The organism is Serratia sp. S4 (genome assembly GCF_000347995.1).
GTDB classification, from domain to species: domain Bacteria; phylum Pseudomonadota; class Gammaproteobacteria; order Enterobacterales; family Enterobacteriaceae; genus Serratia; species Serratia quinivorans.
This window is the reverse complement of sequence record NZ_KB661120.1, coordinates 2,631,810-2,656,361: the sequence shown is the minus strand read 5'-3', so window position 1 is coordinate 2,656,361 and position 24,552 is coordinate 2,631,810. Positions and strand designations below refer to the sequence as shown.

General features: G+C 56.7%; 22 protein-coding genes. 16 read left to right on the top strand and 6 right to left on the bottom strand.

From position 1 onward, the window contains the following. Positions 1 to 86: 86 nt before the first annotated feature. The 5 genes from hypE to hypA are packed head-to-tail and all read right to left on the bottom strand — an operon-like array spanning position 87 to position 3,649. A complete protein-coding gene (hypE, locus tag SERS4_RS0113210; RefSeq protein ID WP_017892855.1) occupies positions 87 to 1,100 on the bottom strand; it encodes a hydrogenase expression/formation protein HypE in 1,014 nt (337 codons plus the stop codon). Then, on the bottom strand, positions 1,097 to 2,224 hold the full coding sequence (gene hypD, locus SERS4_RS0113205; RefSeq protein WP_017892854.1) for a hydrogenase formation protein HypD: 1,128 nt from the start codon (positions 2,222 to 2,224) through the stop codon (positions 1,097 to 1,099). The genes hypE and hypD overlap by 4 nt, the downstream gene beginning before the upstream one ends. Then, complete coding sequence (locus tag SERS4_RS0113200; protein WP_012145165.1) at positions 2,211 to 2,504, bottom strand: HypC/HybG/HupF family hydrogenase formation chaperone; 294 nt, start codon at positions 2,502 to 2,504, stop codon at positions 2,211 to 2,213. Before SERS4_RS0113200 ends, hypD begins: the two co-directional genes overlap by 14 nt. After that, positions 2,495 to 3,289 (bottom strand): hydrogenase nickel incorporation protein HypB, encoded by a 795-nt coding sequence (gene hypB / locus SERS4_RS0113195; RefSeq protein ID WP_017892853.1) that lies wholly within the window; start codon positions 3,287 to 3,289, stop codon positions 2,495 to 2,497. The genes SERS4_RS0113200 and hypB overlap by 10 nt, the downstream gene beginning before the upstream one ends. A 15-nt stretch (positions 3,290 to 3,304) precedes the next feature. Then, complete coding sequence (hypA, locus tag SERS4_RS0113190; RefSeq protein WP_026142373.1) at positions 3,305 to 3,649, bottom strand: hydrogenase maturation nickel metallochaperone HypA; 345 nt, start codon at positions 3,647 to 3,649, stop codon at positions 3,305 to 3,307. Positions 3,650 to 3,911: 262 nt separating this feature from the next. Here hypA and hycA point away from each other — a divergent pair, with 262 nt between their 5' ends. From hycA to SERS4_RS0113115, 14 genes are all read left to right on the top strand, one after another. Next, positions 3,912 to 4,379 (top strand): formate hydrogenlyase regulator HycA, encoded by a 468-nt coding sequence (gene hycA / locus SERS4_RS0113185; RefSeq protein WP_012145162.1) that lies wholly within the window; start codon positions 3,912 to 3,914, stop codon positions 4,377 to 4,379. 87 nt (positions 4,380 to 4,466) lie between these two features. Continuing rightward, positions 4,467 to 5,081, top strand: a complete 615-nt coding sequence (locus SERS4_RS0113180; protein WP_012145161.1) for a 4Fe-4S dicluster domain-containing protein — start codon at positions 4,467 to 4,469, stop codon at positions 5,079 to 5,081. After that, complete coding sequence (locus SERS4_RS0113175) at positions 5,081 to 6,949, top strand: proton-conducting transporter membrane subunit (protein WP_017892851.1); 1,869 nt, start codon at positions 5,081 to 5,083, stop codon at positions 6,947 to 6,949. The genes SERS4_RS0113180 and SERS4_RS0113175 overlap by 1 nt, the downstream gene beginning before the upstream one ends. Before the next feature lie 10 nt (positions 6,950 to 6,959). Further along, entirely contained in the window at positions 6,960 to 7,895 is a 936-nt protein-coding gene (locus SERS4_RS0113170) for a respiratory chain complex I subunit 1 family protein (protein WP_012145159.1), read from the top strand. A gap of 22 nt (positions 7,896 to 7,917) precedes the next feature. After that, a complete protein-coding gene (locus SERS4_RS0113165; protein ID WP_017892850.1) occupies positions 7,918 to 9,621 on the top strand; it encodes an NADH-quinone oxidoreductase subunit C in 1,704 nt (567 codons plus the stop codon). A 12-nt stretch (positions 9,622 to 9,633) separates the two neighbouring features. Continuing rightward, positions 9,634 to 10,179, top strand: coding sequence for a formate hydrogenlyase complex iron-sulfur subunit (locus tag SERS4_RS0113160; protein ID WP_017892849.1), 546 nt, complete (start codon positions 9,634 to 9,636; stop codon positions 10,177 to 10,179). Beyond that, positions 10,176 to 10,973, top strand: a complete 798-nt coding sequence (locus tag SERS4_RS0113155) for an NADH-quinone oxidoreductase subunit B family protein (protein WP_017892848.1) — start codon at positions 10,176 to 10,178, stop codon at positions 10,971 to 10,973. The genes SERS4_RS0113160 and SERS4_RS0113155 overlap by 4 nt, the downstream gene beginning before the upstream one ends. Then, the gene (locus SERS4_RS0113150) at positions 10,970 to 11,386 is read left to right on the top strand and encodes a formate hydrogenlyase maturation HycH family protein (protein WP_012145155.1); all 417 of its coding nucleotides are present in this window, start codon (positions 10,970 to 10,972) and stop codon (positions 11,384 to 11,386) included. Before SERS4_RS0113155 ends, SERS4_RS0113150 begins: the two co-directional genes overlap by 4 nt. Then, entirely contained in the window at positions 11,379 to 11,849 is a 471-nt protein-coding gene (gene hycI, locus SERS4_RS0113145) for a hydrogenase maturation peptidase HycI (RefSeq protein WP_017892847.1), read from the top strand. The genes SERS4_RS0113150 and hycI overlap by 8 nt, the downstream gene beginning before the upstream one ends. Positions 11,850 to 12,011: 162 nt before the next feature. Beyond that, entirely contained in the window at positions 12,012 to 12,554 is a 543-nt protein-coding gene (hydN, locus tag SERS4_RS0113140; RefSeq protein WP_012145153.1) for an electron transport protein HydN, read from the top strand. Positions 12,555 to 12,565: 11 nt separating this feature from the next. Continuing rightward, positions 12,566 to 14,722, top strand: coding sequence for a formate dehydrogenase subunit alpha (fdhF, locus tag SERS4_RS0113135; RefSeq protein ID WP_017892846.1), 2,157 nt, complete (start codon positions 12,566 to 12,568; stop codon positions 14,720 to 14,722). A gap of 98 nt (positions 14,723 to 14,820) precedes the next feature. After that, a complete protein-coding gene (gene hypF / locus SERS4_RS0113130; RefSeq protein WP_017892845.1) occupies positions 14,821 to 17,118 on the top strand; it encodes a carbamoyltransferase HypF in 2,298 nt (765 codons plus the stop codon). A gap of 1 nt (position 17,119) precedes the next feature. Further along, the gene (locus tag SERS4_RS0113125; RefSeq protein WP_017892844.1) at positions 17,120 to 18,151 is read left to right on the top strand and encodes a HoxN/HupN/NixA family nickel/cobalt transporter; all 1,032 of its coding nucleotides are present in this window, start codon (positions 17,120 to 17,122) and stop codon (positions 18,149 to 18,151) included. A 368-nt stretch (positions 18,152 to 18,519) separates the two neighbouring features. Next, the gene (locus SERS4_RS0113115) at positions 18,520 to 19,026 is read left to right on the top strand and encodes a hypothetical protein (protein ID WP_017892842.1); all 507 of its coding nucleotides are present in this window, start codon (positions 18,520 to 18,522) and stop codon (positions 19,024 to 19,026) included. A gap of 77 nt (positions 19,027 to 19,103) precedes the next feature. Here SERS4_RS0113115 and SERS4_RS0113110 read toward each other — a convergent pair whose 3' ends face one another. Next, positions 19,104 to 20,978, bottom strand: coding sequence for a PAS domain S-box protein (locus SERS4_RS0113110; protein WP_017892841.1), 1,875 nt, complete (start codon positions 20,976 to 20,978; stop codon positions 19,104 to 19,106). A 609-nt stretch (positions 20,979 to 21,587) separates the two neighbouring features. Here SERS4_RS0113110 and SERS4_RS0113105 point away from each other — a divergent pair. Then, complete coding sequence (locus tag SERS4_RS0113105) at positions 21,588 to 22,979, top strand: diaminobutyrate--2-oxoglutarate transaminase (protein WP_017892840.1); 1,392 nt, start codon at positions 21,588 to 21,590, stop codon at positions 22,977 to 22,979. A 5-nt stretch (positions 22,980 to 22,984) separates the two neighbouring features. Continuing rightward, complete coding sequence (locus SERS4_RS0113100; protein ID WP_017892839.1) at positions 22,985 to 24,457, top strand: aspartate aminotransferase family protein; 1,473 nt, start codon at positions 22,985 to 22,987, stop codon at positions 24,455 to 24,457. Positions 24,458 to 24,552 lie beyond the last annotated feature (95 nt).

The following is a 24,552-nucleotide window of genomic DNA, read 5'->3' as shown; positions in this document are numbered from 1 at the left end:
TATCACTTGCCTGAGTCGCGATGATGATTTTAGTGAGTCACGTCACAAAGTGTAACGCTGGGCGACAAGGTTCTCCCCCGACAGGATCAACAAATGCGCGGCAAAGGTTCGGCATGCGGCAAATCCAGCAGGCGGCTGATGCCATAAGCGCCCTGCAGCCTCACTTGTCGTCCGGCAGTCACCCGGCCAATCAATGCCGCGGCCTTGCCCAGCGGATGCGCCTGTAACGCTGCCAGTACCGCCTGTTCGGCTTCCGGCGCGGCTACCACCAGCAGTTTGCCCTCGTTGGCAAAGTTGATGGCATCCAGCCCCAGCAACTCGCAAATCCCTCGCACTGCCGGTGCTATCGGTAACAGGTTCTCTTCAACTTCAATCCCCACGCCCGCCGCACGAGTAAACTCATGCAAAATGGCATTAACTCCACCACGGGTAGCATCGCGCATGGCTCGCACGCCGTTAATGCCACGTAATGGCGTGATTAACGGAGCCAACACCGCGCAATCGCTGATCACATCCAGCGACATGCCCAGCTTTTCCCGCAGGTTGAGGATCGTCGCCCCGTGATCGCCGAGGGTGCCGCTGACAATAACAGCATCGCCGACGCGAACATTTTGCGCTGCCCAATCCAGGCCCGGCGGGATCACCCCAATACCGGCGGTGTTGATAAACACTTTGTCGGCCGCACCGCGCTGCACCACCTTGGTATCCCCGGTCACAATGCGGATACCGGCCTGCAGCGCAGTGGCCGCCATCGAAGCCACCAGCCGTTGTAAATCAACCAGCGGCAAACCTTCTTCGAGGATAAACCCGCAGGAAAGATAACGCGGAAACGCGCCGCTGACCGCCAGATCGTTAGCCGTCCCGCAGACCGCCAGTTTGCCAATATCACCGCCCGGGAAGAAAATCGGATCAATCACGTAGCTGTCGGTAGTAAACGCCAGCCGATCGCCCTGTTGGGTTAACTCGGCCAAATCCAACCGGGCCTGGTCTTCACGTTGATCCAGCAGCGGATTGGCAAAGGCCGGCAAGAAAATCTCATCCAGCAGTTGCTGCATCGCGCTGCCGCCGCTGCCGTGCGCCATAGTAATCACGTTATTCATGCCGGGGTTTCCTCTGTTTCACGACGATATTGGTACCAGGCGGCGCAGGCACCTTCCGAAGACACCATCAACGCGCCAAAAGCATTTTGCGGCGTACAGCCACCACCAAACAGCGGGCAGTCACGCGGTTTGCAACGCCCGGTCAGCACCTCTCCACAGCGGGCACGAGGATCGTCAGCCACCTGCCGGTGTTGCGGACGGAAACGTCGTTCCGCATCAAAGGTGCTATAGGCCGGGGTTAAGGCAATGCCCGAATCGGCAATGGTGCCAAGGCCGCGCCATTCGCTGCCACCGCCCAACACAAAGACTTCGCTCATCGCCTGCTGTGCCAGCAGATTGCCCTGTTCAGGTACCACCCGGCGGTATTGGTTCTCGGTTTGGCTCCGCTGCCCCACAAACTGCTCAACCAGCATCATCACCCCTTGCAGGATATCCAGCGGTTCAAAGCCGGTCACCACCAGCGGTTTATGGTATTGCCGACTGATAAAGTGATACGGCGCGGTACCAATCACCATACTGACGTGGCCGGGTGCCAGAAAACCGTCGATGCGGACATCCGGCTGTTGCAACAGGCTGCGCAAGGTGGGGATCAGGCTGATGTGCTGGCAAAACACGCTGAAGTTATTCAACCCTTCCAGCCGGGCCTGCTGCAGGGTGATCGCCGTGACCGGCATGGTGGTTTCAAACCCCAGGGCAAAGAACACCACCTGCCGCTGCGGGTGTTGCCGCGCCAGCATCAGAGCATCCAACGGCGAATAAACCACCCGCACATCGGCGCCGCGCTCACGGGCCTGCAGTAAAGAGCCTTGTTTTCCCGGTACCCGCAACGCGTCGCCGAAGGTGCAAAAAATCACCTCCGGGTGAGCGGCGATTTCACAGCAGGCATCTATACGCCCCATGGGCAACACACAAACCGGGCAGCCCGGCCCATGAATAAATTCAATCTGTGGCGGCAGCAGCTTATCCAGGCCAAAGCGGAAAATGGCATGGGTATGACCACCGCATACTTCCATAATTTGCAACGGCCGCTCAGCGCTAAACGGCAACTGTGCGGCTCGCTGCCGAATATGCTGCAACAGGGTTTTTACCCGCTTCGGATCGCGGAACTCATCAACGTAATGCATGGTTGCCTTCCCCCGCCAAAAACAGCGCCACGTCCTGTTCCACTTCCCCCATCGCCTGCAGTGCCGAAAGCATCTCCTCGGCCTCTTGCCTGTCGAGCCGACTCATGGCGAAGCCCACGTGGATCAGCACCCAGCAGCCGATCATCGCTTCCCTGGGTTCACCTTCCTGCCGCACCAGCGCAATATTCACTTCGCGCTGCACACCACAGACTTCGGCCCAGGCATGCTGAGGCTGCTTTTCATCCAGCGCCACAATCTGCCCTGGAACGCCTATGCACATAACTGTTTCTCCAGCCAGGCCAGCCACTGATCCATGCCTTCACCACTGGTCGCCGAAAGGGTAATCACCTCAATCGTCGGGTTCACCTTGCGGGCATTGTCGATACAGGCTGCCAGGTCGAAGTTCAAATACGGCAGCAGATCGATTTTGTTCAGCAGCATCACCCGTGCGGCAGCAAACATATGTGGGTACTTAAGCGGCTTGTCTTCCCCTTCGGTAACCGACAGCACCGCTACCTTATGACGCTCCCCGAGATCAAAGCTGGCCGGGCAAACCAGATTACCGACGTTCTCGATAAACAGCAGGCTGTGGGGCTTGAGTTCCAGACGCCGGGCGGCCTCGTGAACCATTTGCGCATCCAGATGGCAGCCTTTACCGGTATTGACCTGAATCGCCGGCACACCGGTGGCGCGGATACGTTCCGCGTCATTGGTGGTTTGCTGATCGCCTTCCACCACCGCGCACGGGTGCTGACCACGCAGCCTCAGCAACGTTTCTGTCAGCAACGTGGTTTTGCCGGAGCCGGGGCTGGAAACCAGATTCAGCGCCAGAATATGTTGGTCGGCGAAATACTGGCGATTACCCTCCGCCAGACGATCGTTCTTATCCAGCACCCGGGTTTCAATTTCCAGCATCCGGCGCTGGCTGATACCCGGTGCATGGGTGCCTGCCAGCCCCAAACCGTAATGCAGATCGCCCTGCACATTGCGTTGCGGACGGAATGGCACCTTCACATCCCCTTCAATGGTTAATTCACCCTGGGCACAACCGCAGGTACTGCACATATTCATTCCCCTCTGTTATTCAATTTCCAGGCGTTTTATTTGCAAGCCATCGTCGGCCTGTACCCGCAGATTTCGTCCGGTACAGTGCGGACAGACCAGCACCTGCGGTACCAGCAGCTCGACATCGTTCTGGCAGTCATGGCACCAACACAGCGCTTTCTGTTCCGCCAGATGCAGTTCGCAGCCTTCGGCCAGCGTGTCGCGGCACACCATGTCAAAACAAAACCGCAGTGACTCCGCTTCAACGCAGGAAAATGCGCCAATCTCGAACCATACCGCGGTGATGCGTTGCGCATTATTTTGGCGAGCCTGTTGCTGCATTATTTCCATCGCATGCTGGCATAAGGTTATTTCGTGCATCCGGCCTCCGTTAATGGCGATAAACGCGTTATTCCCTTCACGTTGCAAATATGATGCCAAGCCGCCAATGACATATTTGTCGAACCGACTGTCATCGTCAGTCATTAAATCAGTTATTCCCTAACGGATTGACGGATTAATTTCACTCTGATGGTTGAATTAAAAGGAAATAATGTAATTTACCGGAATTTGGCACGTTTTATGCTTTAACTCGCTGACCCGGAGCTATTTCGACAACGACTATCAATTTTGAGTGAGGACCATGAGTACAATCAGTGAAGTAACCAGTCAGGCCGATTACATCGCCAACAAAAGCAATCGTCTGATGGCACAATGGCAGACCTACCACAGCACTCTGGTCAAAGCGGTCACCACCACCAAAAAGAAGATTAATCATCAGTTTACCTACGGGCAGGAAAACGATCTGCGCTTTGTGCTGTTTAACCACTTTACGGTCAGCATCCAGTTGAGCGAAGGGTTTTACAGCCGGGATATTTGCTACCGGATTAATCTGGCCACGGCCCACGAGCCGGAAAACTTTGCCCCTTTCGCCCATGCCACGCTGGATGAAAACGGCAATATCGACGAAGTAATAAACAACCGCGACATGCAGGCGGTATTTGAACATTACCTGGATAAGATCGCCGTTATTTATCAATGCCTGTTTGATTCCTTGCATGATGGTCACGCCATTCAAGACGCTCTGAAAAAAATAACCTTACCCGTCTGATCGCAGGCGTTAATCACCGACAGGAAACTGTCGAAGCGTCATTTTTTACTGACGATTTCGTCATAAATGACGAAGCAAGGAGTGTGCATGAACCGCTTTATTATTGCGGACCCTAAATTGTGTATTGGCTGCAATACCTGTATGGCCAGTTGTTCTGCGGAACATCGGCAATATGGATTGCAGTCATTACCCCGCCTGCAGGTGATTCGCAACGCTCGCGACTCTGCGCCGGCGATGTGCCACCAGTGTGAAGATGCCCCCTGCGCGCAGGTATGTCCGGTCAACGCTATCCGCCATCAGGATGACGCCATCGTACTGAACGAAAGCCTGTGCATCAGTTGCAAGCTGTGCGGCATTGCCTGCCCGTTCGGTGCCATTGGTTTCGGCGGCAGCACCCCACTGGCGATCCCTGCGGACTGCAACACCTCGCTGGCATTGCCTGCGCCCAAAGCACCGCGCCCAATCAGCCCCTTCCTCGATTGTGTGCCCGGTGTCCGTGCCGTGGCGGTGAAGTGCGATCTCTGTGACTTCAGCCCCGAAGGACCCGCCTGTATCCGCACCTGTCCGACCCAGGCGATCCGGCTGGTGACCGACCGAGACGTGCGCAACGCCAGCGAACAGAAAAGGCGCAATGCGATGCAGGCGCTCAGCGCCGAGTTGCCGTTTGCGGCCGTCCCTGGATCCCACAAGGAGCCAAATTGATGATATATGCCCTGTTGCCCGACCCGTTGTTACTGCTGACTTCGGCCCTGGTCGGGTATTTACTCTGCGCCCTGTTGGGCTGGCTACTGGCCCCCTGGTCGCGTGTCAGCACTTTGCTGAGCGGCGTCACCTTAATCTGTGCCGTCGCTACCCTGCTGGCCGCGGTGCAAATGCTGTTTGCCCCACTGCACAGTGCCCGTTTGCCGTGGCTGCATTACGCGGTGGAAATCAGTGGCCTTAACGCCCTGTTACTGCTGGTGATGGCTCTGTGCGGGGTCTTTGCCGCGCTGTATCACGCCGGTAGCTTATCCCGGCTGAACCCGCGTGCTCGCGGCCGATTGGCTGGCTTAAGCAACCTGATGCTGGCGGCCTTAAGCGCTGCGGTGATGGCCGATAATGCCCTGGCCTTGCTGTTGCTGCTGGAGTTGGCGGCGCTTTGCGGCTATTTCCTGATTGTCCATGCCCCAAGCGCTAAAAGCCTGCGCGCCGGACATAGCCAGTTCTTGCTGATGCGCTCAGGTACCCTGTTGTTGGTTGTCGCCTTCGCACTGATCTATTGCCATAGCCACAGCCTACAGTTCAGCGTGATCCGCGCTACGCCACTGCCGGATGCATTGCGTAATGCGGTATTCCTGCTGGCGCTGGCCGGGTTTGGCATTTATGCCGGGCTGATGCCGTTACATGCCTGGGTGCCGCAATCCCATAGCAGTGCGCCTGCCTCCGCCGCCATGTTGTTTTCCAGCGCGCTGATGAAGGTCGGCCTGCTGGGCATCCTGAAAGTCGGGCTGGATCTGCTGGGTACGCCGCCGCTGTGGTGGGGAGTGCTGGTCTTGCTGTTGGCTGCCGGTACGGCTTTCTTCGGCGGGCTGTATGCGCTGATGGAGCACGATCTGCGCCGCTTGCTGGCTTACCACACGCTGGAGAACATCGGCATTATCCTGCTGGGCATCGGGGGCGCAATGGTCGGTACGGCGCTGCAACAGCCGTTATTGACCGCCTTCACCCTGATTGGTGGCCTGTTCCACCTGCTGAATCACAGCCTGTTTAAAAGCGCATTGCTGCTGGCAGCCGGCGCCATTGAACAACAGACCGGGCTGAAAGACATGGAGAAAATGGGCGGTTTGGCGCGGCTGATGCCCTGGACCGCCGTTTCTTTGCTGATTGGCCTGGTGGCGATGGGCGCATTACCGCCGTTGAACGGTTTTGCCAGTGAATGGTTGATCTACCAGGGACTGTTCCACTTCAGCGCGGCACCCGGTTTTATTGGCCATCTGTTTGGCCCGCTGCTGGCGGTGGCATTAGCCCTGACCGGTGCGCTGGCGGTGATGTGCGTCAGCAAAGTGTTTGGCGTGGCTTTTCTGGGCGCTCCGCGCTGCGACGCTGCAGCAAACGCGGTTCAGGCCAATGTTTGGATAACGCTAAGCCATGCGCTGCCGGCCGTGTTGTGTCTGGTTTGCGGTCTGGGGGCTCCCTGGATCATTCCACTGTTTGCCCGCCTGATCGGCCTGACGTCCGAACAGACGCTCTCCTTGTCCGATACGCTGGTTTCCACCCCGCTGATCGCCATTTTATTGCTGGCGATGCCGTTACTGCCGTTGTTGATCGCGGCGCGTTACCAGACGCGTCGGCAACCTCGGCGGGTACAAGGCAGCGCCTGGGCCTGTGGTTATGGGCATGAGGACGCGATGGTGATCACCGCCACCGGCTTTGCTCAGCCGTTGCGAGTGATGTTTGCCCCACTGTATCAACTGCGCCGCTGGCTACCGGGATCCTTCGGCGACCGGTTACACCGTAACGCATTCGTTGCCTTCTGCCGCGGTCTGGCCGCCGTAGAGTTGGCGGTGCTGCTGGTCGTGGCTTTTGCCTGAGGAGATAACGATGACCTATCCCTATGTGTTACTCGGTTTGCTGCAGGCCCTGCTGTTACTGGCTGTTGCCCCGCTGTTTGCCGGCATCAGCCGGGTGCTGCGTGCCCGCATTCATACCCGACGCGGCCCCGGCGTATTACAGGAATACCGTGATATCGCCAAACTGCTGAAGCGCCAAAGCGTGGCGCCGGGGGCTTCCGGTCTGGCTTTTCGCGCCATGCCTTACTTACTGACCGGCACCTTGCTGGCCATCGCCTGTGCACTGCCGATGCTGACTACCGCCTCACCGCTGCCTGCCATCGGTGATGTGATCACCCTGATCTATCTGTTCGCCGTGGTGCGCTTTGTGTTTGCCATTGCCGGGCTGGATACCGGCAGCCCCTTCACCGCTATCGGTGCCAGCCGTGAGGCAGTGTTAGGCATTCTGGTCGAACCGATCCTGTTGCTGGGTCTGTGGGTGACGGCGCTGGTCGCCGGTTCTACTCAACTCAGCGCCATGGTGCAAAGCCTGCTGGGCTTGCCGCATCACGCCTGGCTGCCACTGCTGTTGGCCGGTTTGGCCTGCGCGTTCGCCACCTATATCGAAATGGGCAAGCTGCCGTTCGACATGGCAGAAGCCGAACAAGAGCTGCAGGAAGGCCCGCTGACGGAATATTCCGGCGTCGAGCTAGGCATTATCAAATGGGGCATCAGCCTCAAGCAACTGGTGGTGCTGCAACTGTTCCTCGGCGTGTTCCTGCCCTGGGGCCAGGCGGCACAGCTCACTGCCCCGCAGCTGTTGACTGGACTGGTGCTGGCGCTGTTCAAGCTGTTGTGTGCGGTGGTGCTGATCGCGGTTCTCGAAAATAGCGTGGCACGTTTGCGCTTCCTCAAGACGGGCCGTACCACCTGGGCCGGTTTTGGGCTGGCTTTTCTGGCGCTGGTTTCCTGGCTGGTCGTCGGCTGAACAATGATTAAGGCAATCAATAATGACTAACGAACATCAAGGCCAGCACTATCTGGCGGCGTTGCAGCAACAATTCCCCGCTGCCATGCTGGCAGCCGAATGGCAAACGGCCGACCAACTGACGGTGACCGTCAAACTCAACGCGCTGCCGGAAGTGGTGGAATGGCTGTATTACCAACAGGGCGGCTGGTTGTCGGTGCTGTTTGGTAACGACGAACGCACGCTGTGTGGCAATTACGCGCTGTATTACGTGCTGTCGATGGAGCAAGGCACCAAATGCTGGATCACGGTACGGGCCGAGGTTGACGCCCAAACGCTGGAGTTCCCTTCCGTTACGCCACGGGTGCCTGCTGCCGTCTGGGGTGAACGCGAAGTGCGCGACATGTATGGCCTGCGCCCGATCGGTTTGCCGGATGAACGCCGGTTGGTGCTGCCGGACGACTGGCCGGACGATCTCCACCCGTTGCGCAAAGACGCCATGGATTATCGTCAACGGCCCGCGCCCACCACCGATGTGGAAACCTATCCGTTCCAGAGCCTGGCCGGCAGTAAAGCCAACGTGGTGCCGATCGGCCCGCTGCATATCACCTCGGATGAACCCGGGCATTTCCGCCTGTTCGTCGACGGCGAAGACATCATTGATGCCGACTACCGGCTGTTCTATGTGCACCGTGGCATGGAGAAACTGGCCGAAACCCGCATGGGTTACAACGAAGTGACCTTCCTGTCGGACCGGGTGTGCGGCATTTGCGGTTTTACCCACAGCGTGGCCTACACCAGTTCGGTGGAGAACGCGATGGGCATCCAGGTGCCGGAACGCGCCCAGATGATCCGCTCAGTGCTGCTGGAAGTGGAACGCCTGCACAGCCATCTGCTGAATCTGGGGCTGGCCTGCCATTTCGTCGGTTTCGACTCTGGTTTTATGCAGTTCTTCCGGGTGCGTGAACAGTCGATGAAGATGGCGGAGATCCTGACCGGTGCACGCAAAACCTATGGTTTGAACCTGATTGGCGGCATCCGTCGCGACATTATGAAAGACGACATGCTGCAAACCCTGCGGCTGGCGGCGCAAATGCGCAGTGAGTTGGTGGATCTGGTCGATATCTTGCTCAGCACGCCGAATACCGAACAGCGCAGCGTCGGGGTTGGCCGGCTCGATCCGCAGGTGGCTCGCGACTACAGCAACGTCGGCCCGATGATCCGCGGCAGCGGCCACCGCCGCGATACCCGTATCGACCATCCCTTTGCCGGTTACGCCAAACTGCCGGTGGAACTGTGCGTAGAGGACGGCTGCGACGTCTACTCCCGGCTTAAAGTGCGCATTCATGAAGTGTTCAACTCGCTCGGCATCATCGAGTTCGGCCTGCAAAGCCTGCCGAGCGGGCCGCTGGCGGTGGATGGGTTCACCTATATCCCACACCGCTTTGCCCTGGGCTTTGCCGAAGCCCCGCGCGGTGACGATATTCACTGGAGCATGACCGGCGACAACCAAAAACTGTTCCGCTGGCGCTGCCGTGCCGCGACCTACGCCAATTGGCCAACCCTGCGTTACATGCTGCGCGGCAACACGGTTTCCGACGCCCCGCTGATCATCGGCAGCCTGGATCCCTGTTATTCCTGTACCGATCGCATGACCATCGTCGACGTGCGCAAGCGCCAGTCCATCATAGTGCCGTACAAAGAGATTGAGCGTTATGGCATCGAACGGAAAAACAAACCGTTCTAACCGGAGCCCATCATGCTGAAACTGATTAAAAAAGTGCTGAAAACCGGCCCGGCCACCGTCGCCTATCCGAGCCAGCCGTTGGTTGTCGACCCGAACTTTCGTGGCAAGCCCGAATACAACCCGCAGCAATGTATTGCCTGCGGGGCCTGCGCCAACGCTTGCCCATCCAATGCGTTGAGTATGACCACCGATCTGGCCCGCGGCACGGTGCGCTGGCAGCTGTTTCTCGGGCGCTGCATCTTCTGCGCCCGCTGTGAAGAAGTTTGCCCCACCGCCGCCATCCGGCTTTCACAGCAGTTCGAGCTGGCAGTGTGGCGTAAAGAAGACTTATACGAGCAGGCCGACTTTGCCATCTGCCATTGCCGTCAATGCGGCAAAGCCTATGCGTCGCAGAAGGAAATTGACTATGCCATGGCGCTGCTCGGGCTAAGCAGTACAGAAACCGCCACGCGCCGTACGCAGTTTGAAACCTGCCCGGCGTGCAAACAGCAGCAAAACCTGACTCAGGCCGATCGCATTGACGTTGGCCGCCATTTGACCCGGGAGATCATCTCATGAATCCGCCACTGATTGGCCCACGCGACGAAAATGGCCTGCCGGTGCCGATCACCCTCGACGAAAGTATCGCCAAGCTGAAAACCACCTTACTGCAGGATATCCGCCGCTCGGCCTATGTTTATCGCGTGGACTGCGGCGGGTGCAATGGCTGCGAAATTGAGATTTTCGCCGCCGTTTCCCCGTTGTTCGACTCCGAACGCTTCGGTATCAAAGTGGTTCCTTCACCACGCCATGCCGATATTTTGCTGTTTACCGGGGCGGTCACCCGCGCCATGCGTATCCCGGCGATCCGCGCCTGGCAGGCCTCGCCCGATCCGAAAATCAGCATCTCTTACGGTGCCTGCGGCAACAGCGGTGGCATTTTCCACGATCTCTACTGCGTATGGGGCGGCACCGATCGCATCGTACCGGTTGATGTCTATATCCCCGGCTGCCCCCCGACGCCGGCCGCCACCATTTATGGCTTTGCCATGGCACTCGGCCTGTTGGATCAGAAAATCAAAGGCCGTCAGCATGACGAAACCCAGGGCGAGGCCACCCGCCTGTTGCACCCGGCATTACCTCAGCCGCTGCGGGTGCTGCTGGATCGCGAAGCCCGACGGATGGCCGGTTATCGCTATGGCCGCCAGATCGCCGACCAGTTTATGCAACTGTTGGCCGCAGACAGCCCATTGCCGGTCGAACAGCGCATTAGCGCCTACCTGCAACAGCAGGACGATATGCGCTTAAGCGAGATTGTCGGCAACCTGCTGGGGATCTATCAACGGGTATTGCGGGGGGAACTGCGACTATGAGCCACTCCCATGCCCAGGTGGTGTTCTACTCCCTGAGCCGCAAATTCGTGCAAGAGAAAAAGGCCCCGCCCAAAGCCCAGGAGGTGATCTATTACAGCCTGGCGATTGGCCACCATCTGGGGGTGATCGACTGTCTGGAAGCCAAACTCAGCTGCCCGCTGGCCGGTTTCCGCGCCTGGGTAGAACAACTGCCCGCGGCCAGCACTGCCCGGCGCAAGCTGGAAGGGGTCGATCGCTTCGGTGAAATCTGTATCGACAGTAGCCATACCCACCTGCTGGCCACCGCGTTAAGCGCTGCCGCCCCGCAAATGAACCCCCAACAGCAAGACTGGAGCCAACAGTTGATCGCCCTGCTGCAGTCGATTGAAAACGAACCCGCCATCTACCTGATGGTCCGGAGGCATGATGACTGACGTTTTATTGTGTGTAGGCAACTGCATGATGGGCGATGACGGCGCCGGCCCGCTACTGGCAGAGCTCTGTGCCGGCAATCCCCCCGCCGGCTGGACGGTGATCGACGGCGGAGCCGCACCGGAAAATGACATTGGGCATATCCGCGAACTGCGCCCTGAGCGGCTGGTGATTGTCGATGCCACCGATATGGGGCTGGCTGCGGGAGAAACCCGGGTGATCGATGAAAAAGACATTGCCGACATGTTCATCATGACCACCCATAACCTGCCGCTGAATTTCCTGATCGACCAACTGCGCGAAACGGTGCCGGAAATCACCTTTATCGGCATTCAGCCTGAGGTGGTGGCGTTTTACTACCCGATCGGCGCCGCGGTACGCAGTGCGGTGACCACCCTGCACCAACGGCTACATGACTGGCCAATAAATGGCGGTTACCCGCCACTGGTGGTGACGAAGGTCTGACGCCGCATCGTCATTTGTGTCGAGATGCCGTCGATCACTTCGTCAGCATCAGGCTAACCCTCTGCTTTTATTTGATTTTCAGGGTTGGCACGCTTTATGCGTAACCCAAGGCACAACCTATCCATAGTCATACCCGGATGAAGGGTAACTCAGGAGTTATTGATGAACCGGTTTATCATCGCCGATCCCAAGAAATGCATCGGCTGCCGTACCTGTGAAATTGCCTGCGTGATGGCACACAGCGAAAACCAGGATATTTCAGCGCTCAACGCCGCCAGCTTCGCCCCACGGCTGCATGTGATCAAAGGCGTTAACGTCAGCACTGCCGTGCTGTGCCGCCAGTGTGAGGACGCGCCTTGCTCCAACGTTTGCCCCAATGGGGCGATTAGCCGTACCAACGGCATGGTGCTGGTGATGCAGGAGCGCTGCATCGGCTGCAAAACCTGCGTGGTGGCCTGTCCCTATGGCGCGATGGAAGTGATCACCCGCCCGGTTGTCCGCCAGAACGGCGCCGTGATGAGTGCCACCACCGAGAAAGCCGAAGCCCATAAATGCGACCTGTGTATCGGTCGTGATAGCGGCCCGGCCTGTATGCAAACCTGCCCGACCAATGCGTTGCACTGTGTGGATCGCAACATGTTGCAAGAAATGAACGCCGAGAAACGCCGTCGCGCCGCGCTCGACACCCTGTCGTCACTGTTTTAGGAACTGAACCGATGAAAAAAATCACAACCGTCTGCCCATACTGCGGTGCAGGCTGCAAAATGAAACTGGTGGTCGACAACGGCAAAATCATCCGCGCCGAGGCGGCTGACGGCGTGACCAATCAGGGCGAACTGTGCCTGAAAGGCTATTACGGCTGGGACTTTCTCAACGACACCAAACTGCTGACCCCACGTCTGAGCCAGCCGCTGATCCGCCGTGAAAAAGGCGGCAAGTTTGAGGCCGTCAGTTGGGATGAGGCCATTAGCTACACCGCGCAACGGCTACAGCAGATCAAGGATAAGCACGGCGCCAGCGCCATCATGCACACCGGCTCTTCACGCGGTACCGGCAATGAAACCAACTACGTGATGCAGAAGTTTGCCCGTGCGGTCGTCGGCACCAACAACGTCGACTGCTGCGCCCGCGTCTGTCATGGCCCGTCGGTAGCGGGTTTGCAGGCCACGCTGGGCAACGGCGCGATGAGCAACTCGATTGGCGATATCGAAAACTCCAAATGCCTGCTGGTCATCGGTTACAACTGTGCCGATTCGCATCCTATCGTGGCTCGCCGGGTGCTGAAGGCCAAAGAGAAAGGCGCTCAAATTATCGTCTGCGACCCGCGCCGTATCGAAACCGCGCGCATTGCCGACCAGCATTTGCAGATCAAAAACGGCTGTAACATGGCGCTGGTGAATGCCTTCGCCTATACGCTGATTGAAGAAAACCTGTATGACCGCGACTACGTGGCGAAATACACCGAAGGTTTCGAGGTTTACCGCCAGCAGTTAGCGGATTACGCACCGGAAGCGGTAGAACAGCTGACCGGCGTCAGCGCCCAGCAAATTCGCCAGGCGATGCGCACCTACGCCAGTGCCCCTTCCGCCACCATCATGTGGGGCATGGGAGTCACCCAGTTCGGTCAGGCGGTCGACGTGGTCAAAGGGCTCGCCAGTCTGGCCTTGCTGACCGGTAATCTGGGCCGGCCCAACGTGGGGGTTGGCCCGGTGCGTGGGCAGAACAACGTTCAGGGTGCCTGTGATATGGGCGTGCTGCCCAATGAGTTCCCAGGTTATCAGGCGGTCACCGACGCCGCGGTACGCGCCAAGTTCGCCGCCGCCTGGGGCATTGACGCCGCCAGGATGGACCCGGAAGTCGGTTACCGCATCACCGAGATCCCGCATTTGGTGCACGAAGGCAAAGTGAAGGCCTACTACATCATGGGGGAAGATCCGTTACAGACCGAAGCCGATCTGAGCCTGGTGCGCGGCGCGTTCGAAGCGCTGGAGTTTGTGGTAGTGCAAGACATCTTTATGACCAAAACCGCTGAACAGGCGGACGTGATCCTGCCTGCCACCTCCTGGGGTGAGCATGGCGGCGTGTTCTCCTGTGCCGATCGCGGGTTCCAGCGTTTCGAGAAGGCCATTGAACCGCAGTACAACGTCAAACGCGACTGGGAGATTATCAGCCTGCTGGCCACCGAGATGGGCTATCCGATGCATTACGACGATAACCAGCAAATCTGGGATGAAATGCGTGAGCTTTGCCCGCTGTTTTATGGGGCCACCTACGAAAAAATGGGTGAGCTGGGCCATGTGCAATGGCCTTGTACCACGCTGGAAAGTCAGGGCACCCCTTACCTGTATCAGGGCAACCAGTTCACCACCCCGACCGGTAAAGGCCAGCTGTTCGCCACCACCTGGCGTGCTCCGGCGGAAGTGCCGGATGCAGACTATCCGCTGGTGCTCTGTACCGTGCGTGAAGTCGGCCACTACTCCTGCCGCTCGATGACCGGTAACTGTGCCGCGCTGCAAACCTTGGCGGATGAACCCGGCTTTGTGCAGATCAATCCGCAGGACGCCGAAGCGCTGGGTATTGCCGATCAGCAACTGGTGTGGGTCAGCTCACGCCGTGGCAAGGTGATCAGCCGTGCCAACTATAACGAGCGTATTAACCTGGGCGCGGTGTATATGACCTACCAGTGGTGGATCGGTGCCTGTAACGAGCTGACTCAGGAGAATTTGGATCCGATCTCCAAAACGCCGGAAACCAAATACTGCGCGGTAAAACTGGCGGCAATTAGCGATCAGCACTGGGCGGAAAACTACGCGCAACAGAGCTACAGCGATATGAAGGCCCGCCTGCGTCGCGCAGCAGAAGATGTGATGTAAAGTTGCACTGTCACTTTGTAGAGGGGCGAATAAATTCGCCCCGATTCACCCGGGCGCAGCATACAGCGCCCCTACAAAAACCACAGAGAGTCATAAAAGTGTCCCATTCAGGATTACTGCTGCGCATCAGCGGCAAGGTACAGGGCGTCGGCTTCCGGCCTTTTGTCTGGCAACTGGCCGAACAGCTCAACCTGCGTGGTGAAGTCTGGAACGACAGCGCCGGGGTGGAAATTCGCCTGGTGCAACCTGTCGATCTTGAGATACTCCTGCACGTGTTACATCACCAGGCGCCACCGTTGGCACAAATCGACCGCATTCAGCAGCGTTCGTTTACCTGGTTGCAAGCCCCTACCGATTTCAGTATCCGCCCCAGCCAAAGTGGCGCCATGGCAACCCAGATCGTGCCGGATGCCGCGACCTGCCCACAGTGTCTGCGGGAAATGAACGATCCGCAGGATCGGCGTTACCGTTATCCCTTTATCAACTGCACCCATTGCGGCCCGCGCTTTACCATTATTCGCGCCATGCCATACGACCGTCCGGCAACCAGCATGGCGCCCTTCACCCTCTGTCCGCACTGCGCCTGGGAATACCATTCTGCGCAGGACCGACGTTTTCATGCCCAACCGGTGGCCTGTAGCGATTGCGGCCCACAGCTGTTTAGCTGTCTGGCGCCAGGGCAGCCGCAGCATCAGGGGGATGAAGCGCTGCAACAGGCCGTTGCTGCGTTGGCTGCCGGGCAGATTGTGGCGATCAAAGGCCTGGGCGGTTTTCACCTGGCTTGCGATGCCACCAACACTCAGGCCGTCGAACGCCTGCGCCTGCGTAAACGGCGGCCGGGCAAACCACTGGCGGTGATGCTGCCGGATGCCGGCTGGCTGGTACGCTGCGTAAGTGGCGTTAGCCTGGCGCAATTACAGGCATTGTTAACTTCACCCGCCGCGCCTGTGGTGCTGGTCCCCCAATCCCCTTACTCGCCGCTGTCTGCCGCCGTGGCTCCGGGGTTGGATGAAGTCGGCCTGATGTTACCCGCCAACCCGATTCAACATTTATTGATGCAGGCGATACAGCGCCCCCTGGTGATGACCTCAGGCAATGCCGCTGGCCGTGCTCCGGCGTTAACCAATGAGCAGGCATTGGCTGATTTGGTCGACATTGCCGATCTGTGGCTAATGCACGATCGCGAGATCTTGCAACGCGCAGACGACTCGCTGGTGCGTTTGCTCCCCAAAGGCCATGAAATGCTGCGCCGAGCGCGCGGGTTCGTTCCCGACGCCCTGCCGCTACCGCCCGGTTTCCCTGCTCAGCAGGCCCTGCTGGCGGTAGGCGGCGATCGCAAAAATACCTTTTGCCTGGTTCAGGGAAATCAGGCCCTGCTCGGCCCGCACTTTGGCGATTTGGAGCAAGAGGATATTCAGCAACAGTGGCAACAGGCCATCAGGCACTTCACCGGGTTATACCATTGCCAGCCGCAGCGGCTGGCCAGCGATGCCCATCCCGGTTATGTCAGCCACCAATGGGCGGCCCGGCAGTCACTGCCGGTGACCCCGGTGCTGCATCATCATGCGCATCTGGCCACTTGCCTGGCCGAGCACCGTTGGCCACTGGAAGGCGGTGCCGTGATTGGCCTGGCGCTGGATGGTCTCGGTTATGGTCAGGGCGGCGCCCTGTGGGGCGGCGAGTGTCTGCTGGTTGATTATCGCCGCTGTCGTCATCTGGGGGGATTGCCCGCGGTGGCGCTGCCAGGTGGCGATCTTGCGGCTCAGCAACCCTGGCGCAATCAGTTGGCGCACTTCGCGCGCTTCGTACCGGACTGGCAAAGCTACCCTCAGGCCGAACGGCTGTTGGCTTCCCCATGGCGACCGTTGCTGCAAGCGATTAAGGCCGGTATTAATGCCCCGCTAGCCTCCTCCTGTGGCCGCTTGTTTGATGCTGCCGCCGCCACCCTGGGCTGTGCCCCGGCACAACAAAGTTGGGAAGGCGAAGCGGCCAGCCGGTTTGAAGCGCTGGCGCACCAAAGTGGACCTTGCCCACACCCGGTGACATTGTCACTGAAAGGCGAGCAATTTGATCTTGCCGCGTTCTGGCAACTCTGGCTGGCCTGGCAAGCGCCTGCCTCGCAACAAGCCTGGGCCTTTCACGATGCGCTGGCGCAGGGTTTTGCCAGTCTGGCCAAGCATTTTGCCCTGCAGTATGGCATTGGCCATGTGGCGTTGAGCGGCGGCGTGCTGCATAACCGCCTGCTGCGTCAACGCCTGCAGCACCATCTGGCCCCTTTGCAGATACTGCTGCCACAGCAACTGCCTGCAGGTGATGGCGGGCTGGCGCTTGGCCAGGCGCTGGTCGCTTGTGCCCAACACTCTCCGGCTTCTTCTTCCACCTTTGACAGGACCTGACATGGTAAACCGCGAGTTTTTCCGCACCCATACCCGCGCCTTTTGGCTATTACTGGCGCTGGTGGCGCTAAACCTGTTGGCCTGGGGAGCGGCTTTTGCCGCATTCCATCACTACCCGGCGTTAATCGCTGCCGCTTTGCTGGCTTACGGCTACGGGCTGCGTCATGCGGTAGATGCCGATCATATCGCCGCTATTGATAACGTCACCCGCAAACTGATGCAGCAAGGCCAGCGCCCGGTTTCCGTCGGCGCATTCTTCTCTTTGGGCCACTCCAGCATTGTGATCCTGGCCTGCATCGCCATTGCCGCCACTTCATTGGCATTTGGCGATCGTATTGGCTGGCTGCATCAGTACGGCGCGACACTGGGCACGCTGATCTCCTCGCTGTTCCTGTTGGCCATGGCACTATTGAACTGGCTGATTTTCCGCGATGTTTACCGAATTTTCCGCCAGGTGAAACGCGGGGAAAAACTGGTTGAACAAGATGTGGCCCTTCTGGTTAACGGTAGCGGCGGCGTGATGACACGTCTGTATCGCTTCGCTTTTAATCTGGTGAATAAAAGCTGGCATATGTATCTGGTCGGCTTTTTATTTGGCCTGGGTTTTGACACCGCCACCGAAGTCGGCCTGTTGGGCATCTCCGCGGCCGGTGCCACTTCCGGCCTGTCGGTCTGGTCGATTATGCTGTTCCCGTTGCTGTTCGCCAGCGGCATGGCGTTGATTGACTCGCTGGATAATTTTGTGATGGTCGGCGCTTATGGCTGGGCCTTCAATAAACCGATCCGCAAGCTGTATTACAACATGACCATTACCGCCACCAGCGTGGCTATTGCTCTGGTGATCGGTGGCCTGGAAGGTTTGGGGTTGTTGGTCGACAAACTTGGGTTACAAGGCGGGCTGTGGCGCGGTGTTGAAGTCCTCAATGACCATATGGGTAGCGTTGGTTACGCCGCTATCGCATTATTTGTGGTGCTGTGGGCGTTGTCCGCGCTGAATTACCGCCGCAAAAACTATGACTCGCTGACCCTCTAGTCCCCTTACCGGCAGCCACCGAGGCTGCCGGTAAAAAACACTGCATTGGTTATTAAATCCTTTCAGTTAATATTATAACCCAGGATATTAATCAACCTGCCACGCATATTATCTTTATCAACCAATAACAATGAGTTATTTAAATAACCAAAAATTACAATAAAAAACACTTAAGAAAAAATGACGTACCATTGAGATTCAGACTATGTTTATTACTGTTGCAATTCACTAGCGACTAAATAAAACTAAAGTTAGTCGCCATCTTTGTTAGCCATTATTATTCCAGTTTAAAACAGCATTCGCATGTTACTCGCCACGTCCGAGCTACAGGCAATATCCGACCCTAACTCATTAATACAGGTGATATTATGTCCATTGATAAAACACAGATGACTAATGCCATCAATGCGGCGTTAGAAGAACTTCACTCCGCAATAAGAATCGCTAATTTAAACTCTGATAAAACTACTGACGGGTCAATTGGTTGCGTCCCTTTTGCAGGAGCCGTTTATGAAAAGGCCGGAGGAAAAGACACGGATAAAATGTACAGAATCAACGTCAATAACCTGACCGGAGACGAACTTAAAAAATATAAGAATGGCGATCTGGTTAATATACTGCTCAACTACAATGACTGGGATTACACTCACGCATGCTGCATTTATTTCTCTTCAGACACCTCTTATGTTATTCAGACCTACCTTAACCACACCGTACGCATCGTCACCTCATTTGAACACGCTGTTTTAAATCAACGTTGGCATCAATACGCAGAGACCAAAGGCGGCAATGCCGACGTCTTTAATTCGCTTTTTTCAGTAAAACCCGTGAACCTGCCCAATGTGGTCGAGGTTATTATCACTGAATTACTTTGAAGACGGCTTGGCACATTGATTGCCTTTAACGGCAGCCCAGCTCTCCTTGGTTGGGCTGCCACCAGCGCAGGCTCGCATTAACGGATGGCATAGGTCCCTTTGCCGGCGGATTTGGCCTGATACATGGCATCGTCTGCTTTGGTCAGCAGGGCTTCGGCGCTCATATCGTCGCCAGAAGTAATGGCTGCACCGATACTGGCAGAAAGTCTCACGTTTTGATTACCGACCCGTTCCGTCGCCGCCAACCTGGCCAACACGCTCTCGCAAAACGCGCTGACCTGCAGCTGCGGATGCGCCAAAGGCCAGAGAATGACAGTAAACTCATCGCCGGCGAGGCGCGAAACGCTGTGATGAGGCCCGGCACAGACACTGAGCAATTCGGCGAAGGTTTTCAGGATAAGATCGCCGAAATCATGGCCAAAACTGTCGTTAAGCGTTTTGAAACCATCAAGATCGATAAACAGCAACGCCATCTGCTGTTGTGGGCAACAAGCCTGCAGCGTCGCGCCTAACCGGAGCAAGAAAGCCCGCCGATTGGTTAACCCGGTCAGCATGTCATGAGAAACGTCGTACTCTAACCGCCGCTGCAAACGTTTAAGCTCGGTAATATCCATGGAAAGAATATAAAAGCCCCGGGTTTCGCTGGGGACCAGGGTGTTATGAATGATCGCTGTCCCCTGGCGCGTTTGCAGTTCGTTCTCAAAACTGACGGTTTCCCCCTTTAACGCCCGCTCGATCATAGGCTTGGCTGCGGCATAAGCCTCGTCGCCCATAAATGCCTGTACGGTCATCGCGCTGAGGTGAGATTCATCCAGACCGAACCAGCTTTTGTAGGCGCTGTTGGCAAACAGATAACGCTCATTGGCGTCGATCTGACTGATCAAGGCCGGCATATTATCGGTAATGGCCCGCAGGCGTTCTTTTTCACTACTCAGTTGCAGCTCGGTGAGTGCCCGATTGGCAATCTCGTGATTGAGTTTATTAACGGCAAAATTCAACTCACGGGTACGTGTCACTACCCTGTCTTCGAGCTCATGTTGCAGAGTGTAGAGGTCGGCCTCTGCCGCTTTGCGCTCGCTGATATCGACAATAACCGAGATAAAATGATGGGGTTCACCATTGGGCAGGCGATTAAGCGACACGGTAAGCTGAACCCAAATCCTTGAGCCATCAGCGCGGATATAGCGCTTTTCCATCGAATAGGTGTCTATTTCATTGGCCAATAACTGGTGCAGCAGTCCGAGGTCGTTGTGCAGGTCTTCGCGATAGGTGATGTCCTGGAAGGTACGCTCCAACAGCTCGCGCTCAGAATACCCCAGCATTTCACAGATCCGCGGATTCACTCGCAGCCAATACCCCTCTAATGAGACCAGGGCCATGCCCACTGCCGCTTGTGAAAAGGTCTGTTCAAATAAGGCTTCGCTACGTTGCAGGTTTGATTTCAGAGCCTCGGTATAAATATCACGCTCAATACTGTGTAAATACTCTTCGATAACGGCGGCAAAATCGCGTAAATCATGCACCATCTCTGAAGAGAACGCCTGTGGGTGACCGTCGATAATGCACAGGGTACCCAGCGGCAGACCATCCAGAGACAACAAGGGTTGCCCGGCATAGAAACCGATTTTTGGCCCACCGGTGACCAAGGGGTTGTCGAAGAAACGTGGATCGGCCGCGGTATCCGGCACCACCAACGCATCACGTTGCAAAATGGCGTGTCCGCAAAACGAAATATTGCGTGGTGATTCCCGTGCCTCCAAACCCGAGCGAGAAAGGAACCATTGGCGCTCACGATCGATCAAGGAAATCAGGGCAATACTGACGCCAAAATATTTGGCGGCCAGGCGCGTGACCCGGTCTAATTTCTCTACCGAATTCGTGTCCAGTACGTTGAGTGAATGCAGAACCGACAGCCGTTCGGTTTCATTTTCTGGAAAACAGGGTTCGTACATAGGTTGCTCCGGCTTATCCTTTCTGGGCGATGCTGATTCACAACCTGCATGGCTAGCCGTTACCTTTAATGGCTTAACACCGCACCGTAAATGACTTATTTCATTCAGCTTAGACGGTTCTGCTGGTTTTACTGACCCTTGGGAGGAATTAAGCATGCCGACTAAACGTCAATAAAACCCTCGATTTTAAGTTCAACGACCATAGACCCTGCTTTTCTTCTGGGTATGCCAGCCTTAAGTCGGTTAATTTCTAAGCAACGATTTATTTATAATAAGTTGTTGCTTAAAAAACACCCAGACGTCAATCCGACGACAATCAGAAAATTGTCAGCAAAATAAATGCATTGGGCCAGTACCCCTACTTTTATTGCGGTAGCATTACGTGCCTTGTCAACTCCCCTGTCACGGCCATACGGCGGGATTATTGGCCAATAATCCAGCAATTTATTGTTTTTAATAGAAAAAACATTAAATTTCATGCGGCTAAATAACTATTGAGCCGGGGGGTAAAAAGCCATATATTGGGCGCGTTTTTTCACGGTAGTTACTTATTCATTTTAATAATTCAACTAGGGCGTTACTGATACCCCCAGTTGTAGGAGAGATATGATGACGGATAAAGTCCGTATTGATAATTTCGGTGTGAATTTAGAAAATGTAAACAACGAAACATATTTGGCGAGACAAGCCGAATTTGAATCGAATGTCAGGAGTTACCCCCGTAAATTGCCGTTGGCAATTGCGAAAGCCCAAGGCGTGTGGATCACCGATGTTGAGAATAATCAATATCTTGATTGCCTGGCTGGTGCGGGTACGCTGGCTCTGGGTCATAACCATCCTGACATCCTCCAAAGCATCCAAAATGTCATTACCAGCGGCTTGCCGTTACATACCCTCGATCTTACAACGCCGTTGAAAGATCAGTTCTCAGCTTATTTGCTCTCTTTATTGCCAGGACAGGGCCAGGAATACTGCCTGCAGTTCTGTGGCCCTTCGGGCGCAGACGCGGTTGAAGCCGCTTTGAAACTGGCGAAAAAGCACACCGGCCGTTCTGGCGTGATCAGCTTCTCCGGCGGCTATCATGGCATGACCCATGGCGCACTGGCGGTTACAGGCAACCTGTCACCGAAAGAAGCGATTAACGGCATGATGCCGGAAGTCCAGTTTATGCCTTACCCGCATGAGTACCGCTGCCCGCTGGGTATCGGCGGCGAAGCCGGCGTTAAGGCACTGACCTACTATTTTGAAAACCTGATTAATGACGTCGAAAGCGGCGTGCGCAAACCTGCGGCAGTCATCCTGGAAGCGGTTCAGGGTGAAGGCGGCGTCAACCCGGCGCCGGTCGAATGGTTGCAGCGCATTCGCAAGGTCACTCAGGAACACGGCATTCTGCTGATTATCGACGAAGTTCAAGCCGGCTTTGCCCGTACGGGTAAACTGTTCGCCTTCGAACACGCCGGTATTGAGCCGGACATCATCGTGATGTCCAAAGCGGTAGGCGGCGGCTTGCCGTTGGCCGTTCTGGGTATCAAGAAAGAATTTGACGCCTGGGAACCTGGCCACCATACCGGCACCTTCCGCGGTAACCAACTGGCGATGGCCACCGGCCTGACTACCCTGCAGCATCTTAAAGACCACAACGTGGCCGCTAAGGTCGCCGCACAAGGCGAATGGCTGAAAGCCAAACTGGCCGAGCTGCAAAAACGTTATCCGGCCATTGGCCACGTGCGCGGCCTGGGCTTGATGATCGGCATGGAAATCGTTAAACCAGGTGAAGCCCAGGATCATATGGGTTGTTACCCGGCGGACCCGCAATTGTCCGCCCTGCTGCAGAAGAAATGTTTCGAAGCCGGGTTGATCCTGGAGCGTGGCGGCCGTAACGGCAACGTACTGCGTCTGCTGCCTTCGCTGTTGATCACCAACGACGAACTGGGCATTTTCCTGGATAAATTTGAACAGGCCCTGTTAGCCGCCGGCGTCAAGCCTGTAGGTATGGAGTGAATTCGATGTCCCGGTCAAACCCGATTCTGGCCGCTTCGGCGCAAAGCACCGAAGCCTACCAGCAAGCGATCGAGCAAAGCAGCCAGGCGGTAGTGCAGTGGCTGCAACAACCCGAGATGTATCAGGGGAAAACCGTTGCCGAATTGCGTGAACGCATTACGCTTGATTTTAATCCGCAGGGCCTGGGCAACCAGGCAGCGATCGAACGCGCGATTGAGTACTTTTTAAAAGACAGCCTGTCGGTACATCACCCACAGTGCGTCGCGCATTTGCATTGCCCAAGCCTGGTGATTAGCCAGGCCGCGGAAGTGCTGATCAACGCCACCAACCAGAGCATGGACTCCTGGGATCAAAGCCCGTCAGCCACCATCATCGAGATGAAGCTGATCGAGTGGTTGCGTACCCAGGTCGGTTATCAGCCTGGCGATGCGGGCGTGTTCACCAGCGGCGGTACCCAGAGCAATCTGATGGGCCTGATGCTGGCACGCGATGCCTTCTTCGCCAAACAGGGCCACTCTGTGCAACAGGATGGCCTGGTCGGTAACCTGCGCAAGATTAAAGTCTTATGTTCTGAGAATGCCCATTTCTCGGTGCAAAAGAACATGGCGTTGCTCGGCCTGGGTTATCAATCCGTGACGCTGGTGAAAACCGATCAATTCGCACGAATGGATGTGAACGATCTGGCCGAAAAACTGGCGCAAGCCCAGGCCAATGGCGAACAGATCCTGGCGATTGTTGCCACCGCTGGCACCACCGATGCCGGAGCTATCGACCCGCTGCGTGCGATTGCGCAGTTGGCGGCAGAACACCAGATCTGGGTGCATGTTGATGCGGCATGGGGTGGCGCGTTGCTGCTTTCCGAGAAGTACCGTGACTATCTGGACGGCATTGAATTAGTGGATTCCATTACCCTGGACTTCCATAAACAGTTCTTCCAGACCATCAGTTGCGGTGCCTTCTTGCTGAAAGAAGCTCGTCACTATGAGCTGATGCGCTATCAGGCGGCTTACCTGAACTCCGAATTCGACGAAGCTCAGGGCGTGCCTAACCTGGTGTCCAAATCCTTGCAGACCACCCGCCGTTTTGATGCGTTAAAACTGTGGATGGGGCTGGAGGCATTAGGGCAACAGCAATATGCTGCGATCATCGATCACGGCGTGACGCTGGCGCAACAGGTTGCCCACTATATCGGCGACCAACCGGCGCTGGAACTGGTGATGCAGCCACAGTTGGCCAGCGTGCTGTTCCGCTACCGTCCGCAGTCATTAGCCGCCAGCAGCGATGCCGCAGTAGCACTGCTGAACCAGCGAATTGGTGATGCATTGCTGGAGTCAGGACGTGCCAACGTTGGGGTGACCGAATTTAATGGCGTAACCTGCCTGAAAATGACGTTGTTAAACCCAACAGTCAGCCTGGACGATATCAAAGTCCTGCTGGCACTGGTGGAAAAAACCGCGCAGCAGTTGCCTGCCGCCTAATCCACCTGCCCTGACCGGCAGCCAAAAGCCGATAGCCTTTACGGGTTATCGGCTTTTTTGCACCAGACGCCTTCCCTTATTGCCTGCTCAGGATG

Coding starts and splice junctions, on each gene's coding strand:
- SERS4_RS0113170 (WP_012145159.1), top strand. CDS start 6,960: ATGACCTATCCCTATGTGTTACTCGGTTTGCTGCAGGCCCTGCTGTTA.
- SERS4_RS0113110 (WP_017892841.1), bottom strand. CDS start 20,978: ATGTACGAACCCTGTTTTCCAGAAAATGAAACCGAACGGCTGTCGGTT.
- hycA (WP_012145162.1), top strand. CDS start 3,912: ATGAGTACAATCAGTGAAGTAACCAGTCAGGCCGATTACATCGCCAAC.
- hydN (WP_012145153.1), top strand. CDS start 12,012: ATGAACCGGTTTATCATCGCCGATCCCAAGAAATGCATCGGCTGCCGT.
- hypB (WP_017892853.1), bottom strand. CDS start 3,289: ATGTGCAGTACCTGCGGTTGTGCCCAGGGTGAATTAACCATTGAAGGG.
- fdhF (WP_017892846.1), top strand. CDS start 12,566: ATGAAAAAAATCACAACCGTCTGCCCATACTGCGGTGCAGGCTGCAAA.
- hycI (WP_017892847.1), top strand. CDS start 11,379: ATGACTGACGTTTTATTGTGTGTAGGCAACTGCATGATGGGCGATGAC.
- SERS4_RS0113100 (WP_017892839.1), top strand. CDS start 22,985: ATGTCCCGGTCAAACCCGATTCTGGCCGCTTCGGCGCAAAGCACCGAA.
- hypE (WP_017892855.1), bottom strand. CDS start 1,100: ATGAATAACGTGATTACTATGGCGCACGGCAGCGGCGGCAGCGCGATG.
- hypA (WP_026142373.1), bottom strand. CDS start 3,649: ATGCACGAAATAACCTTATGCCAGCATGCGATGGAAATAATGCAGCAA.
- SERS4_RS0113180 (WP_012145161.1), top strand. CDS start 4,467: ATGAACCGCTTTATTATTGCGGACCCTAAATTGTGTATTGGCTGCAAT.
- SERS4_RS0113165 (WP_017892850.1), top strand. CDS start 7,918: ATGACTAACGAACATCAAGGCCAGCACTATCTGGCGGCGTTGCAGCAA.
- SERS4_RS0113200 (WP_012145165.1), bottom strand. CDS start 2,504: ATGTGCATAGGCGTTCCAGGGCAGATTGTGGCGCTGGATGAAAAGCAG.
- hypD (WP_017892854.1), bottom strand. CDS start 2,224: ATGCATTACGTTGATGAGTTCCGCGATCCGAAGCGGGTAAAAACCCTG.
- SERS4_RS0113125 (WP_017892844.1), top strand. CDS start 17,120: ATGGTAAACCGCGAGTTTTTCCGCACCCATACCCGCGCCTTTTGGCTA.
- SERS4_RS0113160 (WP_017892849.1), top strand. CDS start 9,634: ATGCTGAAACTGATTAAAAAAGTGCTGAAAACCGGCCCGGCCACCGTC.
- SERS4_RS0113150 (WP_012145155.1), top strand. CDS start 10,970: ATGAGCCACTCCCATGCCCAGGTGGTGTTCTACTCCCTGAGCCGCAAA.
- SERS4_RS0113115 (WP_017892842.1), top strand. CDS start 18,520: ATGTCCATTGATAAAACACAGATGACTAATGCCATCAATGCGGCGTTA.
- SERS4_RS0113175 (WP_017892851.1), top strand. CDS start 5,081: ATGATATATGCCCTGTTGCCCGACCCGTTGTTACTGCTGACTTCGGCC.
- SERS4_RS0113105 (WP_017892840.1), top strand. CDS start 21,588: ATGACGGATAAAGTCCGTATTGATAATTTCGGTGTGAATTTAGAAAAT.
- SERS4_RS0113155 (WP_017892848.1), top strand. CDS start 10,176: ATGAATCCGCCACTGATTGGCCCACGCGACGAAAATGGCCTGCCGGTG.